General features: G+C 67.9%; 14 protein-coding genes and 2 pseudogenes. 12 read left to right on the forward strand and 4 right to left on the reverse strand.

Features of this window, described 5'->3' with window-relative positions:
- Positions 1-101: 101 nt before the first annotated feature.
- Both Q1B08_RS10240 and Q1B08_RS22020 read left to right on the forward strand, forming a co-directional pair.
- A pseudogene (locus tag Q1B08_RS10240) lies at positions 102-760 on the forward strand (IS5 family transposase); the annotation flags it as partial.
- Between the two features lie 324 nt (positions 761-1,084).
- Positions 1,085-1,420: pseudogene (locus Q1B08_RS22020) on the forward strand (hypothetical protein); the annotation flags it as partial.
- 33 nt (positions 1,421-1,453) lie between these two features.
- Here Q1B08_RS22020 and Q1B08_RS10250 read toward each other — a convergent pair.
- Positions 1,454-1,813, reverse strand: coding sequence for a hypothetical protein (locus tag Q1B08_RS10250; RefSeq protein ID WP_299817868.1), 360 nt, complete (start codon positions 1,811-1,813; stop codon positions 1,454-1,456).
- A 55-nt stretch (positions 1,814-1,868) separates the two neighbouring features.
- Between Q1B08_RS10250 and Q1B08_RS10255 the strand changes: the two genes are divergently transcribed.
- Together Q1B08_RS10255 and Q1B08_RS10260 are read left to right on the forward strand one after the other, a co-directional pair.
- Positions 1,869-2,420 (forward strand): hypothetical protein, encoded by a 552-nt coding sequence (locus Q1B08_RS10255; RefSeq protein ID WP_299817871.1) that lies wholly within the window; start codon positions 1,869-1,871, stop codon positions 2,418-2,420.
- A gap of 652 nt (positions 2,421-3,072) precedes the next feature.
- Complete coding sequence (locus Q1B08_RS10260; RefSeq protein ID WP_299817873.1) at positions 3,073-4,212, forward strand: calcium-binding protein; 1,140 nt, start codon at positions 3,073-3,075, stop codon at positions 4,210-4,212.
- Between the two features lie 94 nt (positions 4,213-4,306).
- Here Q1B08_RS10260 and leuC read toward each other — a convergent pair whose 3' ends face one another.
- Complete coding sequence (gene leuC / locus Q1B08_RS10265; protein ID WP_299817876.1) at positions 4,307-5,710, reverse strand: 3-isopropylmalate dehydratase large subunit; 1,404 nt, start codon at positions 5,708-5,710, stop codon at positions 4,307-4,309.
- A 245-nt stretch (positions 5,711-5,955) separates the two neighbouring features.
- On the opposite strand from leuC, the gene Q1B08_RS10270 reads away from it, so the two are divergent.
- From Q1B08_RS10270 to Q1B08_RS10300, 7 genes are all read left to right on the forward strand, one after another.
- A complete protein-coding gene (locus Q1B08_RS10270) occupies positions 5,956-7,320 on the forward strand; it encodes a mechanosensitive ion channel domain-containing protein (protein WP_299817879.1) in 1,365 nt (454 codons plus the stop codon).
- 247 nt (positions 7,321-7,567) lie between these two features.
- Positions 7,568-7,888, forward strand: coding sequence for a ribosome silencing factor (gene rsfS / locus Q1B08_RS10275; RefSeq protein ID WP_299818319.1), 321 nt, complete (start codon positions 7,568-7,570; stop codon positions 7,886-7,888).
- A gap of 1 nt (position 7,889) precedes the next feature.
- On the forward strand, positions 7,890-8,354 hold the full coding sequence (rlmH, locus tag Q1B08_RS10280) for a 23S rRNA (pseudouridine(1915)-N(3))-methyltransferase RlmH (RefSeq protein WP_299817883.1): 465 nt from the start codon (positions 7,890-7,892) through the stop codon (positions 8,352-8,354).
- A 40-nt stretch (positions 8,355-8,394) separates the two neighbouring features.
- A complete protein-coding gene (gene gpmI, locus Q1B08_RS10285; RefSeq protein WP_299817886.1) occupies positions 8,395-9,903 on the forward strand; it encodes a 2,3-bisphosphoglycerate-independent phosphoglycerate mutase in 1,509 nt (502 codons plus the stop codon).
- Positions 9,904-10,171: 268 nt separating this feature from the next.
- Complete coding sequence (locus Q1B08_RS10290) at positions 10,172-11,512, forward strand: S41 family peptidase (protein WP_299817889.1); 1,341 nt, start codon at positions 10,172-10,174, stop codon at positions 11,510-11,512.
- A gap of 43 nt (positions 11,513-11,555) precedes the next feature.
- Positions 11,556-12,041, forward strand: coding sequence for an RNA pyrophosphohydrolase (locus Q1B08_RS10295; protein ID WP_299817892.1), 486 nt, complete (start codon positions 11,556-11,558; stop codon positions 12,039-12,041).
- Between the two features lie 110 nt (positions 12,042-12,151).
- Positions 12,152-12,631, forward strand: coding sequence for a hypothetical protein (locus tag Q1B08_RS10300; RefSeq protein ID WP_299817894.1), 480 nt, complete (start codon positions 12,152-12,154; stop codon positions 12,629-12,631).
- A 4-nt stretch (positions 12,632-12,635) separates the two neighbouring features.
- Here the strand turns inward: Q1B08_RS10300 and ggt are convergent, their stop codons facing one another.
- A complete protein-coding gene (gene ggt / locus Q1B08_RS10305; RefSeq protein ID WP_299817897.1) occupies positions 12,636-14,375 on the reverse strand; it encodes a gamma-glutamyltransferase in 1,740 nt (579 codons plus the stop codon).
- Between the two features lie 59 nt (positions 14,376-14,434).
- The gene (locus tag Q1B08_RS10310) at positions 14,435-15,685 is read right to left on the reverse strand and encodes an MFS transporter (protein WP_299817900.1); all 1,251 of its coding nucleotides are present in this window, start codon (positions 15,683-15,685) and stop codon (positions 14,435-14,437) included.
- Positions 15,686-15,769: 84 nt separating this feature from the next.
- On the opposite strand from Q1B08_RS10310, the gene zapE reads away from it, so the two are divergent.
- Positions 15,770-16,816, forward strand: a complete 1,047-nt coding sequence (gene zapE, locus Q1B08_RS10315; protein ID WP_299817903.1) for a cell division protein ZapE — start codon at positions 15,770-15,772, stop codon at positions 16,814-16,816.
- Positions 16,817-16,860 lie beyond the last annotated feature (44 nt).

The raw sequence follows: 16,860 nt of genomic DNA on the forward strand, positions 1-16,860 counted from the left end.
CACCGCCAATGCACTCCTCCGAGACGGAAGGAAATGGACCGAAACCCCCGCTTGATCATCACGGATACTCGGGACATCGCTGCGCGATGCCCTGCCGGGCAATGGACAGCACAGGGATCAAGGTCCGGGGCGAAGGCGAATGGCACGCCCGCAAGCACGGCGGGGCGCACAGGCGGGTTTGGCGCAAGGTCCGCCTTGCCGTCGACGAGAGCACGCTCGAAGTCCGCGCAGTCGAGATCACCGGCAGCGGCGTGGGCGATGCGCCCGTGTTGCCCGACCTGCTCCGTCCCATCCCCGAGGGCCAGGAGATCGCCTCCGTCACCGCCCCCTCTCGGGATCATGCTTCGCATGACCCTGCCGGGCAGTGGACGGCGCCTACGACACCCGTGGCTGTCGTAGGCGCCATCGTAAACCGAGGTGCCGACGCGATCATCCCACCCCGGCGCAATGCCAAGCCGTGGAAGAAGGACAGCCCCGGGGCGGCAGGCAGGAACGAGGCCCTGCGCGCCATCAAGCGCCTCGGCCGGACCATCTGGCGGCGCTGGAGCGGATACCACCGCCGAAGCCGCGCCGAGATCAAGCCTCTCGGGACATTGCTGCGCAATGCCCTGCCGGCCAATGGATGAATTGCATGAAACTGCTCGGTCAGAAGCTCATGTCCCGCGACTTCGACCGTCAGACCGCCGAGCCTCAGGTCCGCATCGCTATCCTCAACCGCTACACCGCCCTCGGCATCCCCGTCACGCGACCCGTCAGCTGAACCCTACAGGGGAAAGGGGCCGCTCGGCCTCCAGGCGTTCCGTGCAACAAGGCCCTGCACGATGCTCGGTCTTCCCCCGCCGTCCGATCCGCATCGCTGCGAGCGGATCGTCGTCGCATCGAACGGAAGTCTCGGTCGATCTCTCGAACTCGCAAGGGCGATCATTTCGAAGACGATCACGGATCAACGAAACGAGGTCGAACTCGAGGTAGCCGGTCGGTTGTACCGGATGCGGACGGGTGCGGGGGAGATCCATCCGTTCATGGCAGAAGAATGGCCGGACGTTCGAAACCGTCTCCTTGAGGAGGGCTGGATGTGACGACGATGCTTCGTACCCGGCTTGCGTACGAGTCCGACGAGACGGCCCTGTCCTTGCTCGGTCGTCTCGCAGCAGTCGAGACCGGTCAGCAGGTGAACCGTATCCTCGCGGATCTCAGCGTTGACCGCATAGGCTTCCTTGTTGGAAGGCCCGGTCCGGTCAGGGATTTCGCGACCGCCATCGGTATGGATTCCGCAATGCTTCTTGACGGCGCGTTTCAGGTTCTGCCACGCGAAACCGTTTTCCGCGGCGAAGGCCTTTCGAAGGATTTTGCGGATTCGTGGGTCAGAAAGGTCTGCCTGCATTGTCTGCGGGACGATGGAGAGCGGAAGGCATGGCGACACCGGCTCCTCTGGTGCTTCCGCGTCGCGCAATCATGCCCGATCCACAATGTTCGGCTGATCGATCTCGACGACGGCAAGGCCGCCGATATTCGGACCTTGCAGGTATCGAAGGCGCTTGATTGGCAGATGCAAGTTCCGGGGGACTCTGTCCGAACGCCGCGCTACCTCGACTGGCTGGATCACCGCATCGCACGGCGTGATGGGCATGACGACTGGACCGACGGGCAGACGCTGGAACAGGTCCTCGCCGCATCGGAAGTCCTTGGGGCCGTGCTGGACCACGGACACGGCGTTAGGCTGCATAGCCTGACGGCTAGTGAGCGGGGAACCGCGCTCGAGCGTGGCTTCGAGATCTATGTTGGAGAGACCTCCATCGATCCGCTCTGCCATCGACGACATTCGCGACCGTGCCGGAACGAAGGCTGCGCGGGTCGGTCCCCTCGCGATGTACGGCCGCCTGTACGACTGGCTGGCGACTCGCTCGAGCTTCATCGATCCCGGTCCGATCCGCGACATCGTGCGCGACCACATCGTAGAGCATTCGGCAGCCGACCGCGGAGGGAGCGTGCTTGGCCAAGTCGTCACGGAGCGTCGCTTTCACTCTCTTGGAAGCCTCGTAGATGCGACCGGTCTGACGCGCCGGCGCCTGTTCTTGCTGCTGCAGAAGCTCGGATACGTCGGTGAGAAAGCGACGGTCGCCGATTGGGGCGACCTTGTTTTTCCGGTCGGTGAACTCGAGGCGATCTGTGCCGATCTCGCAGACCCGGTCCTCCTGCACGATGTCGCTGCCTATGTGAGTGCATCGAAAGCTCAGGCACTCGCTTTATATCGCTCTGGGATCTTCCGCCCGATTTTTCCGGCCGAGGAGCGAGGCGAGATCAGGCGCATAGTCTTCGCACGACGTCATCTGGACGATTTCCTGGCGCGGATTGCCGCTCTTCCGGTGCGGACCGACGACGACGTCCGTCGGTTCGGAACGGTGGCTCTTGCCTGTTAAGGTGGGGCGGGTCCGACGGCGGCCCTCGTTTCCGTGATCCCTTCAGGGGAACGTCATGCCGTTCGCGAGGAGGGTATCCCGGGGATCGAAGGGATTCGCGTCATCATGTAGGCAGGCACTTTCGCCGTAAAGGATCGGTGCTATCGCTCTGACCCGCGGCGAATCATCGTTCTCGATCGACCTGGCGGTTCGCCGATTCGCCGGGTCGGCAGAACTCTTGCCGAATTTGGGCAAACCTTTACTAGAACTCAGGCAAACCTTTACTCGGATGCTTTCTGAGGGGTTCGTAAAATAAGGGGCTTCGATCGGTACTTGGGCAGAACTATCCTCGGAGACACAGGCGGCTTCGCGGGTGCGACGCGCCGCGGCCGGCGGATTGTCGCGAAGAGGGCGACGACCGGCATGATTGTTTCATAGACTTCGGTTCACTTGCGCGGCTTTGCGCCCTATCCATCAATCATTTACACATAGGCCATTCATGACTGATCATTCCTACGAGACCCCGACCTACCTCGACGGCCCGACCGGTCGTTCGGAAGAAATCCTCGCAGCGCCGATGGTGTCCCTGTCTGAGGAGATCCGGGCATCCATGCGCGTCAGCGACGTGTCCGTTTCGCGTCCGGCCGATGGAGGCGATACCGTGCGTGCATCGATGGCCCCCCCCCGAGCCACCTCGGTTCCGGCATACCAGGCCGGCACGGACGAGGCGGACCGTCTGCGCGGAAGCGCGGAGCAGGACGTGCTGGAGGGTCGAAAGGGGGGCGACCGCTTGATCGGTCGCGGCGGCGATGACCGCCTGAAAGGTCAGGGCGGAGATGACACGCTTCGCGGCGGCGGCGACGATGACCGGCTTCTCGGCAATGGTGGCGCGGACAATCTGGCCGGCGGCGGCGGCGACGACTTCCTGAAAGGCGGCGGTGGCCGCGATCTCCTGAAAGGCGGTGCCGGCAACGACGTGCTTCGCGGTCAGGGCGGCGGCGACACGATCAAGAGCGGCGCGGGCAACGACATTCTCGACGGTCACAGCGGCTCCGACGTGCTCAACGGCGGATCGGGCGATGACCAGATCGACGGCGGTTCGGGGAACGACAGGCTTCTCGGCGCCGGCGGGGCCGACACGCTCTTCGGCGGCGACGGCGACGACAGGCTCATCAGCGGCGCCGGAAAGGATGTCCTGTCCGGTCTGGACGGCAACGACACGCTCGTGGGCGGCGACCAGTACGACGCGCTGTCCGGTGGCAAGGGCACCGACATCCTTTACGGAAACAAGGGACAGGATGCGCTGTCCGGGAACGGCGGCGCCGACGATCTGTTCGGCGGCAAGGGCGATGACGGCCTCATGGGCGGCAACGGAGGGGACGCTCTGTTCGGCGGGGGCGGCAACGATCTGCTTCTCGGAGGCGCGGGCAACGACCTTCTCGTCGGCGGTGGCGGCGAAGACGTCCTGTACGGTGGTCGCGGCACCGATATCATCCGTGCTGACGGTGGCAGCGATCTGCTCTACGACGATCTCGGCAATGACCGTATGAACGGTGGCGGCGGCGCGGACGCGTTCTTCTTCGTGGAACGGCGGGCCGATGAGCTCGACGTAATCGAGGATTTCGACGTCGACAGCGATGTTCTCGCGATTGCCGACGCGACCAGCGCGGAGATCGCGTCCATCCGTCTCGCTTCCGGCGACGACGAGGGGGCCTATGCCGACCTGATCATCAACGAGCATACAATCCGCTTCTACGGCGTGACCGAGAACGAGCTTCGAAACGACGTGGAGATCAGTTTCTACGAAAGCTGAGCGTCACGGGGCGATCCGGCCGGTTCGCGCACCGGGTCGCCTCTCGTGCAGGCGGCGGCCGGGGCGACCGCAACGATCGTCCCGGCCGCGATCCTTACATCATCTCACGGACATCGGTCAGCCGACCGGTGATGGCCGCGGCCGCGGCCATGGCCGGCGACATCAGATGCGTCCGGCCGCCGCGACCCTGACGCCCCTCGAAGTTGCGGTTCGAGGTCGCGGCGCAGCGCTCGCCGGGGGCGAGCTGGTCCGGATTCATCGCGAGACACATGGAGCAGCCGGCAAGGCGCCACTCGAACCCCGCCTCCTTGAAGATGTCGGCAAGCCCCTCCTCCTCGGCCTGCGCGCGCACGAGGCCGGAGCCGGGAACGACCATGGCCCGCATCCCCGCCTTGACCTTCTTGCCCTTCAGGATGGCGGCAGCGGCCCGCAGATCCTCGATCCGGCCGTTGGTGCAGGAGCCGATGAAGACGGTATCGATCGGGATCTCGGAAAGCGGCGTGCCGGGGGTCAGGCCCATGTATTGCAGCGCGCGCTTCGCCGCATCGATCTTGCCGCCCGCGAAGTCCTCCGGGGCGGGGACCGCGGCGGTGATCGGCAGGACGTCCTCGGGCGAGGTGCCCCAGGTCACGACCGGCGCGATGTCCTCGCCCGCGATGGTGACGGCCTTGTCCCAATGCGCGTCCTCGTCGGACTCGAGCGTCCGCCACCAGTCGAGCGCCGCCTCCCATTGCGCACCCTTCGGCGCGTGCGGGCGGCCCTTCACATAGGCGAAGGTCGTTTCGTCCGGGGCGATCAGGCCGGCACGCGCGCCGCCCTCGATCGCCATGTTGCAGATCGTCATGCGGCCTTCCATCGACAGCGCGCGGATCGCCTCGCCGCAATACTCGATGACGTAACCGGTTCCCCCGGCCGTCCCCGTCCGGCCGATGATCGTCAGGACGATGTCCTTGGCCGTCACGCCGGGGCGCAGTTGCCCGGTGATCTCGACCCTCATGTTCTTCGACTTGCTCTGGATCAGGGTCTGGGTGGCCAACACGTGCTCCACCTCCGACGTCCCGATCCCGTGGGCCAGCGCCCCGAATGCGCCGTGCGTCGCAGTATGGCTGTCGCCGCAGACGACGGTCATGCCGGGCAGGGTCCAGCCCTGTTCCGGCCCGACGATATGCACGATCCCCTGCCGCACGTCGGAAACGGGATAGTAGTGGATGCCGAAATCCTTGGCGTTCCGGTCGAGCGCCTCGACCTGGATGCGGCTTTCCTCGTTCATGCCGCCATGCGCCCGGTCGGCCGTAGTCGGCACGTTATGGTCGGGCACGGCGATGGTCTTGTCGGGTGCGCGCACCGTGCGTCCCGTCAGGCGCAGGCCCTCGAAAGCCTGGGGCGACGTCACCTCGTGGACGAGGTGGCGGTCGATATAGAGCAGACAGGTGCCGTCCTCGGCCTCGTGCGCCAGATGGGCATCCCAGATTTTGTCGTAGAGCGTCTTGGGGGACATGCGTCCTCTCCCGGTCAGGTGTCGTGTCAGGCTCGTCGGGCGTGCGGTCGGGCTCGACGCCGGGCGAGCACGGAATGCGACGCGCCGAAGAACCGCTCCCGCAGGCGGGCGTGATCGCACAGATCGATGCTGACGGGCGCGGTGTCGGACATGGCGCGCGGAATAGACCTTTCGGGCGTGTCCATCAAGCGTCCGCGACGCGCGACGCCGTTGCCGCAGGGCGGCCGTCGCGTCATATTCCGGCGATGGACGAGGACATTCTCGACGCGTTTCCGCTCCGCGAGGAGATCGCCCTGGCGACGGGGCAGCTCGTCGCCTTCGCGACCGATCTCCTGCGGCCCGGATGGAAGCTCTGGCAGATCCTGATCGTCCTGGCGCTGCTGCTGGCCGCATGGCTTCTGCGACGCTGGGCCGGCGAGCGGATGACGCAGTGGATGCGGACCCAGGCGGGGCGGCCGAAATGGCAGCTGCGCTGGCTGGTGATCGTGCGGAACCGCCTTGGCCTCGTCTGCTTCGCGGCGCTGGTCTGGATGACGTTCCTCATCATGCGGGAGATCACCTGGCCGTCGCGCAGCTACCTCATAGGGCTCGCCGCGACGATCGGGACCGCATGGATGGTGGTGAGCTTCGTCGCCCGGCTCGTGCGGAACCCGTTCCTGCGCAAGATCGTGAATTGGAGCCTGTGGGTTTACGTCACGCTCTTCTACCTCGGCATCCTCGACGAGACGAAGGCGTTTCTCGATTCGCTGGCCATCGAGTTCGGCGACTTCCACCTGTCCGTCCTCGGCCTGATCACCGCGGCGGTGGTGATCGGCCTGCTGTTCATGCTGGCGCGGTTCCTCGCCAAGGCCACGGGAAGCCGGATCTCGCGGAACGAGGACATCAGCCCCTCCATGCGGGTGCTGGTCGTAAAGCTCCTGCAGATCGTCCTTTATGCGGGGGCGTTCTTTCTCGGGCTCAAATGGGTCGGCTTCGACCTCACGGGACTCGCGGTGCTGTCGGGCGCGATCGGCGTGGGGCTGGGCTTCGGCCTGCAGAAGGTGGTCTCGAACCTCGTTTCGGGGGTCATCATCCTTCTCGACAAGTCGATCAAGCCGGGCGACGTCATCACCATCGGCGACACGTTCGGCTGGATCAACGCGCTGACCGCACGTTACGTCTCGATCACCACGCGGGACGGACGGGAATACCTGGTCCCGAACGAGGACCTGATTACCGGGCTGGTGGTGAACTGGTCGCATTCCAACAGCCTCGTCCGCCTGGATATCTTCTTCGGCACGTCCTACACCGACGACCCGCACGAGGTGCGCCGCATCGCGGTCGCCGCGGCGTCCGGGACGGAGCGGGTGCTGACCACCAAGCCGCCTGTCTGCCACATCGTGGGCTTCGGCGAATCCTCGGTGGACTACATCCTGCGGTTCTGGATCACGAACCCGACCGAGGGGCTGACCAACATCCGCGGCAACGTCTATCTGGCGCTTTGGGATGCGTTCCGGGAAAACGGCATCTCGATCCCGTTCCCGCAGCGGGAGGTGCGCGTCCTCGGCGACGGCGGATCCGAGGGCGTGGGGAGGCGCCCCGGCACCGGCATGTCCATGCCGGGGGACTGAGCCGCCGCGTCGCTCTACGTGGCCGGTTGAACGCGCCGCGGCACGATCCCACATGGATGCGGTGATTGCCGGAACGCGGACCCGGTGTTAATCTCTCGACCATGCCTCGCCCCCGCGCGAGGCCCAACATCCGGAGGATCGGCCCCTGCCTTCCGAGACCCACGCGGCCGCTGCATCTGCCGCCTCCGCCCGTCAGGGCGACACCGACAAAGCTGGCTTCGCGGCCAGCGACGCGACCCTCGACCTTATCCGGACGACCCTCGATGCCGAAAAGGCCGAGGACATCGTGCAGATCGACCTGCGCGGGAAATCCGCCGTGGCCGATCACATGATCGTCTGTTCCGGCCGGTCGACCCGACAGGTCACGGCACTGGCGGAGAAGCTTTCCGAGAAGCTCAAGGATCGGCTCGGCCGGTCCGCGCGGACCGAAGGCAAAACGCAGGGCGACTGGGTGCTGCTCGATGCGGGCGACGTGATCGTCCACATCTTCCGTCCCGAGGTCCGCGACTTCTACCAGCTCGAGAAGATGTGGCAGGATCCCTCCTCCGAGGCCGTGCGCCCGAACTGAGGTGAAGCTCCAGCTTTTTGCTATCGGACGGCTCCGCCGTGGGCCGGAAAAGGCGCTCGTCGACGATTATCTCGACCGTTTCGCGAAGACCGGACGCGGCTTGGGCCTGCCGCCGGTCGCGATCGTCGAAATCGACGCGAAGGGCGCGGGCATGGCGGCCGAAGGGGAGCTTCTCGCGAAGGCCCTGCCGGTGGGCGCCGTCACCGTCATGCTCGACGAGCGCGGCGCGCAACTCTCCTCCCCGGCCTTCGCGGCGCGGCTCGGCGGCTGGCGCGACCGGGCGGAGGATGTGACCTTCGTGATCGGCGGGGCCGACGGGCTCGACCCCGCGATCCGCGACCGGGCCGATCTCGCGATCAGCTTCGGCACGATGGTCTGGCCGCACATGCTTGTCCGCGTGATGCTGGCCGAGCAGCTCTACCGCGCCGCGTCGATCCTCGCCGGCGGGCCCTACCATCGCGCGTGATCCCCGCCTAGAACGGCCCCGCGAAACGAAAGGTCCCGCCATGGCAAAGCCCGTCATCCTCTGCATCCTCGACGGCTGGGGCATCTCCGACCGGCCCGAGCAATCGGCGCCGGATTGCGCCGAAACGCCGAACTTCGACCGCCTGATGGCGACCTGTCCGCATGCGACGCTCACCACCTTCGGCCCAGCCGTCGGCCTGCCGGAAGGGCAGATGGGCAATTCCGAGGTCGGGCACATGAATATCGGCGCGGGCCGCGTGGTGCGGATGGATCTCGGCCAGATCAACCATGCGATCGAGACGGGCGGCTTCGCGGAGGAGGCGGCGATCGAGAGCTGGACGCAGAGCGTCCGGCAGTCGGGCGGCACGGCGCATCTGATCGGCGTGATCTCGGATGGCGGGGTCCACGGCCATATCGACCACGTCCTGGCCGCGTGCCGGACCGTCACCGCGAAGGGCATGCCCGTCGTCCTCCATGCCATCACCGACGGGCGCGATGTCGCTCCGCGCTCCGCCGAGCGGTTCGTCGAGAAGCTGATGGCCGAGTTGCCCCGGGGCGCGCGGGTCGGCACGCTGTCGGGACGCTACTTCGCGATGGACCGCGACAATCGCTGGGATCGCGTGCACCGGGCCTGGTGCGCGATGGCGCGAGGCGAGGGCCGCGCGGCCGAGACCGTGCCCGCCGCGCTCTCCGTCGCCCGCGACCACGACGAGAGCGACGAGTTCGTCCAGCCGACCGTGATCGGCGATTACGCCGGCATGCAGGACGGCGACGGCGTGTTCTGTCTCAACTTCCGGGCCGACCGCGCGCGCGAGATCCTGGCCGCGCTCGCGGGGCCGGATTTCGACGAGTTCGAGACCGGCGAGCGGCCCCAGCTGCACATGCTGGGCATGGTCGATTATTCCGACCGGCACGACGAATACATGACCGCTGTCTTTCCAAAACGCACGGTGACGAACACGCTGGGTCACTGGGTCGCCGCGAAGGGCCTGACACAGTTTCACGTGGCCGAGACGGAGAAGTACCCGCACGTCACGTTCTTCCTCAACGGCGGCAAGGAAGCGCCCGAGACGGGGGAAGACCGGCTGATGCCGAAATCCCCGGACGTGGCGACCTACGACCTCCAGCCGGAGATGTCGGCGGGCGAGGTGACGGATGCGCTCGTCGCGGCCATCGGTCGGGGCTACGACCTGATCGTGGTGAACTTCGCGAATCCGGACATGGTGGGCCATACCGGCGATCTCGACGCCGCGACCCGCGCCTGCGAGGCGGTGGATCGCGGATTGGGCCGGGTGCTCGACGCATTGGAGGGGACGGGGGGCGCGATGATCGTCTGCGCCGACCACGGCAATTGCGAGACGATGATCGACCCGGACACGGGCAAGCCCCATACCTCGCACACGCTCAACCCCGTGCCGGTGATCCTGTGGAACGGCCCGACGGGTGCGCGGCTCCGGGGCGGCAAGCTCGGCGATCTCGCGCCCACGGTGCTGGAGCTGATGGATCTCGACAAGCCCGAGGAGATGACGGGCGAGAGCCTGATCGCGTGACGGGCCGCGCCGTCGGTGCGGTGCCGGCAAGTTGAACGATCCGGAGCCGGCGCGACCCGCCGGGGATGTTCTCGCCGTCACCGGAACGGGCTATGACGCGCGAAACGCGGCAATCCGCCCGTTCCGGTGGACGGGGGCACGTTGAATCCTGCGTGATACCGTCACGGACGGTGGCGCTTCCGCGGTCGAGGCGTTTTATATCGAGGCCAGACCGGGCGGGTGGCCCACGAACCCGGCGACGCGCGTCGCCAGCGAACAGGGGAACGAGATGAGGAAATTCGCGATGGCCGCCGGCGGCGGCATCCTGGCCGGCATCCTGGCCACGACGCAGGTGGCCGGTCCGCTCCTTGCGCAGCAGGCCGAGGAAGGCTCGGTCTACGAGCAGCTCGACCTTTTCGGCGTCGTCTTCGAGCGCATCCGCAGCCAGTATGTCGAGGACGTGGAGGAGAGCGAGCTGATCGAGGCCGCGATCAACGGCATGCTCACCTCGCTCGACCCGCACAGCTCCTACCTGCCGCCGCGCGACTTCGAGGACATGCAGGAGGATACGCGCGGCGAGTTCGGCGGCCTCGGCATCGAGGTCACGCAGGAGGAGGGCTACGTCAAGGTCATCACGCCGATGGACGGCACCCCGGCCTTCGAGGCGGGCGTCGAGGCGGGCGACTTCATCACCGCGGTCGACGGCGAGAACATCCTCGGCCTGACGCTCGAGGACGCAGTCGAGATGATGCGCGGCCCCGTTGGCTCCGACATCACCGTGACCATCGTGCGCGAGGGGCTCGAGGAGCCGCTCGACATCACCATCACCCGCGATACGATCCGGCTGACCGCGTCCAGCGTCCGCAAGGAGGGCAACTCGATCGTCATCCGCGTCTCGACCTTCAACGAGCAGACGATGCCCAACATCGAGGACGGGCTGAAGGCCCTTGAGGAGGCGGGCGAGATGGACGGCGTCAACGGGGTCGTCCTCGATCTGCGCAACAATCCCGGCGGCCTGCTGACGGCGGGCGTCGCGCTGGCCGACGCGTTCCTCGATCAGGGCGAGATCGTCTCCACCCGGTCGCGCGACATCACCGACGGGGATCGCTTCAACGCCAAGGAGGGCGACATCACCGACGGCATGCCGCTCGTCGTCCTCATCAACGGCGGCTCGGCCTCGGCCTCCGAGATCGTGGCCGGGGCGCTGCAGGACCATCACCGTGCCGTGGTGGTCGGCACGAAATCCTTCGGCAAGGGATCCGTCCAGACGATCATGCCGGTGCAGGGCGACGGGGCCATCCGCCTGACCACGGCGCGCTACTACACGCCCTCGGGCCGTTCGATCCAGGCGCTGGGCGTGTCGCCCGACATCGTCGTGGCGCAGCCGCCCCGCGATCCCAACGCCGAGGCGGAGGAGAACGAGGAGGACAACGCCCTGACGCCGCTGCGACGTTCGGAATCGTCCCTGCGCGGCGCGATCACCAACGACAGCCTGTCCGCCGAAGAGCAGGAGCAGATCCGCGAGGAGCAGGTCGCCGCCGAGGAGGCCGCCAAGCTTCGCGACGAGGATTATCAGCTGGCTTATGCCATCGATATCCTCAAGGGCCTGGGCGTCATCGAGCCGCGCTGAGACAGGGAGGAAGGGGCGGCGATCGCGCCGCCCCGCCGACGCCATGACGAGTCCGACACCCGAGCATATCGCCAAGCTGCCCTACCGGCCCTGCGCCGGGGTATGCCTGACCAATCCGCAAGGGCTGGTCTGGGTGGGGGAGCGGCTGGACCGGCCCGGCGCCTGGCAGATGCCGCAGGGCGGGATCGACGCGGGGGAAGTCCCCGAGGACGCGGCGCTGCGCGAACTGCGCGAGGAGACCGGGATCGCGCCCGACGCCGTGACGCGGATCGACGCGATGGTCGAGCCCTTGCCCTACGACCTGCCGCACGACCTCGTGCCGCGCATGTGGATGGGGCGCTTCCGCGGCCAGTCGCAGCACTGGTTCCACTTCCGCTACGGCGGACCCGACGACGCGGTGGATCTCGACGCGCATCACCGGGAGTTCTCCCGGTGGCGCTGGATGCCGGGGCCGGAGGTGCTGGCCTCCATCGTTCCTTTCAAGCGCGACATCTACGCCGACGTGCTCGGGCGGTTCGGTCTGCTTTAGCTTGAGGCAGGCAGAGAGCCGCCATTCCGCGTGGCGATATCGTCGCCGCGTCATTGCATGACCGCTGTCCCTGCCGCATCGCCAGCGGGACGTGCATCAGGGAGACCGTCATGACCCGCCTCATTCTCGCCGCACTGCTTTCCACGGTGATCGCCGCGCCGGCGAGCGCGCTGTCCTGCCTGCGTCCGTCGGTGCAGGCGAGCTTCCAAGCCGCCGAGGCTTCGGACGCGGATTACGTCCTCGTCATCGGGCGGATACAGCCGCTGCCCGGGGAGGAGATCGCGCCGGCCGACGACACGCCGAACGACCGCGAGGGCTACGCCGTTCGTGCGCGGTTCGAGGGCGAGGTGGCTGGCGCCGACGGGTTCGGAACGCAGGCGAGCTTTCCGCTGATGGTGGAGGTCGAATGCGCCGGGCCCTGGTGTGGCGGCGTGCCGCTCGACCGCAACATCCTGTTCGTCGAGCGGCGGGGGGACGAGAATGTCCTCGTCGAGGGGCCGTGCCCGCGCTTCGCGCTCGACGCGACACCGGAAGCGGAGGCGGCGGTGCTGTCCTGCCTTCGGGGCGAGGACTGCACGCCGCCCTCCTGACGCCTCATTCGCCGATGGCGACGCCCTCCCGGCGCGGATCGGCGCCGCCCGACAGCGTCTCGCCGACAGCGATGGCGTGAAGGCCGGAATTGAGGTCGCGTATCTCGGTCTCGAACCCCATCTCGCCCAGCGGTCCCGCCAGCGCCTCGGCGGTGGTGCCGGCCTCGATGTCGTAGGTGCCGAACCGGTTCACCAGATGCGGCATGGCGAGCGCGGCCTGCACGTCCATGCCCCAGTCCATATGCGCGATGATCGCCTGCGCGACGTAGCCGATGATCCGGCTGCCGCCGGGCGAGCCGATCACGAGCTCCGGCGTGCCGTCCCGCATCACGATGGTCGGCGCCATCGAGGAGCGCGGCCGCTTGCCCGGCTCGACCCGGTTGGCGATGGGCACGCCGTCCTCGTGGGTGGAGAAGGAAAAGTCGGTCAGCTCGTTGTTCAGGAGGAACCCGCCCGGCGCCAACAGGTGCGAGCCGAAGCCCCCCTCGATCGTCGTCGTCATCGACAGCGCGTTACCGTCCGCGTCGACGATGGAGATGTGCGAGGTCGACGGCATCTCGATCGCGTCGTCGTCGCCCCAGAGCATCGCATGATCCCAGGGCGGCGAGCCGGCGCTGACCTCGGGGAGCGCGTCGTCGCCCTGCAGCAGCTGCGACCGTTCCTCGAGATAGGCGGCATCGAGCAGGCCGCGCGTCGGCATCGGGACGAAGTCGCTGTCGGCCATGTAGCGTCCGCGATCCGCGAAGGCGAGGCGGGACGCGTCGCCGATCAGCCGCCAGACCTCGGGCGAGTCGGGGCCCATTCCGGCGATGTCGTACGGCTCGATCAGGGCGAGGATCTGCCCGACCGTCAGCCCGCCCGAGGACGGCGGTCCCATGCCGCACACGTCCGCGCCGCGATAAGGCGCGCAGACCGCGTCGCGCTCCACGACCTCGTAGGCGGCGAGGTCGTCCATCGTCAGCTCGCCGGGCTTCTCCGCCTCGCGCACGGTGGCCACGATCCCCTCGGCGATCTCGCCATGGTAGAAGGCCCTCGCGCCCTCCGCCGCGAGCGCCCGCAGCGTCTCGGCATAGGCGGGGTTGGTCAGCGTCGCGCCGTCCGCGATGGGCTGTCCGTCCGGCAGGAAATAGGCCGCCGCACGGGGCGAACCCGGCAGGTATTCGTCCTCTGCCACCAGACCGGCAAGGCGGGGCGAGACCTCGAACCCGTCCTCGGCATGGCCGATCGCGTCCTCGAACAGGCCGGCCCAGTTCGCCCCGCCCCATTTGCGGTGCGCCACCTCCATCAGCATCGGCGTGCCCGGCGTGCCGACCGACAGCCCGCCGATCACCGCGTCGTAGAAGTCCATCTCCTCGCCGTCCCGCTGGAACAGGAGCGGCGTGGCGTCCATCGGCGCCGTCTCGCGCCCGTCGAGCGTGGTGAGCTCGCCCGTCTCCGCGTCGTACCAGACGAGGAATGCGCCGCCGCCGAGGCCCGAGCTTTGCGGCTCGACGAGGCCCAGCACCGCCTGCACCGCGACCATCGCGTCGGCCGCGTTGCCCCCCTCCCGCAGGACGCGAGCGCCGGCTTCCACCGCGAGCGGGTTGGCGGCGGCGACCATCCAGTTCTCCGCCTCCACGGGCGCGGTCGCCTCCACGGACAGGTCGACCGCCCCTTCCGGCGCGACGGCGTCGGCCGCCTGCTGCGCATGGGCGGGCAGGAACGTGAGCATCGACAGCGCGAGGCTGTATCGGATCGGTTGCATGGCGTGTCTCCCTGTCACGATTGGCGACAGGATGGCGAAACCTGACTGCGAGGCAAGCCTCAAGCGGCGCGAAGGCGCAATGGCGTCTCCCGGATGGGCAGATGGACGATGGCCGAAAGGAGGCCGACACCCACGCCCACCCACCAGACCGCGACGTAGCTTCCCGTCGAATCGTAGAGCGTGCCGCCCAGCCAGACGCCGAGGAAGCTGCCGAGCTGGTGCGAGAAGAAGACGAGCCCGTAGAGCGTCCCCATGTAGCGCAGGCCGTAGATATGCGCGACGAGACCGGAGGTGAGCGGCACCGTGGCGAGCCAGAGCCCCCCCATCCCCACGGAGAACAGCACGACCGAGAGCGGCGTGATCGGCAGCGCGATGAAGAGCGCGGCGACGATGGTGCGGCCCAGATAGATGCCGGCGAGCAGGTATTTCCGGCTGAACCGCTTGCCGAGCCAGCCGGCGTAGAGCGTGCCGGCGATGTTCGCGAGCCCGATCAGCGAGATCGACACCGCGCCCAGCGTCGAAGTCGTGGTGATGCCGAGCGAATGCAGCGTCGTGCCCGGCGCGATCGGTCCGCACATCTCGGTCACCAACGCGGGAAAATGGGCGGTGATGAAGGCGAGCTGGTAGCCGCAGGAAAAGAAGCCGACGAAGATCAGCCCGTAGGACGGGTCGCGGACGGCGCGTCCGAGGATCGTGACCATGCTCTCCTCGACCTCCGCACGGTCGGCCACCGGGGCGCGCATCATCGGCAGCGCGAAGAGGGAGAGCGCCACCACGGCCGCGAAGATCAGGAACACCTCCTGCCACGAATAGAACCCCAGAAGCCATTCCGCCGTCGGCGCGCCGAAGACCTGCCCGAGCGAGCCCGCCGCGGTGGCGATGCCGAGGCTCACGGAGCGGTTCTCGTCCGAGGCGGCGCGTCCGACCACGGCGAGGATCACGCCGAAGCCCATCCCCGCGATGCCGAAGCCGACGATGATCTCGAGCAGCTGATGCGCGCCCGGCGTCGTCGCGAAGGACGACAGCACCAGTCCGGCCGCGTAGCAGATCACGCCGAGGACGATGGCCTTGCGATCGCCGAACCGGTCGGCGATGGCCCCGAAGATCGGCTGACCGATTCCCCAGGCGAGGTTCTGGATCGCGATGGCAAGGCTGAACTCCGCCCGCGGCCAGCCGAATTCCGACGCGATCGGGATCTGGAAGACGCCGAAGCTCGCGCGGATGGCGAAGCCCATCATCAGCACGATGCAGCCCGAGACCAGCACGGGCGTGAGCAGGCGGTTCATCGCGGGGGCGGGCAGGGCGGTCATGCGCCCAGTGTTCCCGAAGCGCGGGCGGCGTCAATCGCGATCCTGCGCTTGTGGCGGCCGGCCCCGGGCGGCATGAGGGGCCGCATGACGATGCAGGAGCTCTACGCCGCTCGGGTGGCCGACGGCAGGCTGACGGCCGATCCGGCGCAGGAGGCGGCGCTGGCGCCGCTCGAACGCGTCCGCGCGAAGCTTGCGAAACCCGAAAGGCGCGGCTTCCTGGGCTTCGGATCGAAAGCGCCCGATGGGCCGATGGGCGTCTATCTCTGGGGCGGAGTCGGGCGCGGCAAGTCGATGCTCATGGACCTGTTCCACGAGGCGGCGCCGGTGCGGTCGCGGCGGGTGCATTTCCATGCCTTCATGCAGGAAGCCCACGAGGCGATGCACGAGGCCCGCGCCGCCGGCACCCGCGACGCGCTCGCGCCCTTCGCGCAGGCGGTGATCGACGAGGTCCGCGTGCTCTGCTTCGACGAGATGCAGATCACCGACATCACCGACGCGATGCTGGTCGGACGGCTGTTCGAGAAGCTGTTCGCCGGGGGCGTGCATGTCGTGACGACCTCGAACCGGGTGCCCGACGACCTCTACAAGAACGGGCTGAACCGGGCGCTGTTCCTGCCCTTCATCGACATGGTGAAGGATCGCCTGATCGTGCACGAGCTTGCCGCCCGGCGCGACTACCGGCAGGACCGGCTTTCGGGGCAGCAGACCTATTTCGTGGGCGGCGGGGCGCTGGACGAGGTCTGGGCGGCGCTGAGTTCGGGCGCGACGGAGGGGCTGACGCTGCGGGTGAAGGGGCGCGACCTCCGGCTCGACGATTTCGCTTCGGGCGTGGCGCGCGCCTCCTTCGCCGATCTTTGCGGCCGGCCGCTCGGCGCGGCCGACTACCTCGCCCTGGCGCGGACCGTGCGGGTGCTGATCCTGACGGACGTGCCCAAGCTCGACCGGCGGCACGGCAACGAGGCGCGCCGGTTCGTCACGCTGATCGACGCGCTCTATGAGGCGCGGGCGAAGCTGATCGTTTCGGCCGAGGCGGAGCCCGAGGCCTTGTCCCCCGGCGACGTGTTCGAGTTCGAGCGCACCGCGAGCCGCCTGCGGGAAATGCAGGCCGAGGGTTGGGGCGGGGCCGATTGAACCGCGACCGGCGGGTCCGGTTCGAAGATCGGAGCCTCCGGCGG

The organism is uncultured Jannaschia sp. (assembly GCF_947494025.1).
Classification (GTDB): domain Bacteria; phylum Pseudomonadota; class Alphaproteobacteria; order Rhodobacterales; family Rhodobacteraceae; genus Jannaschia.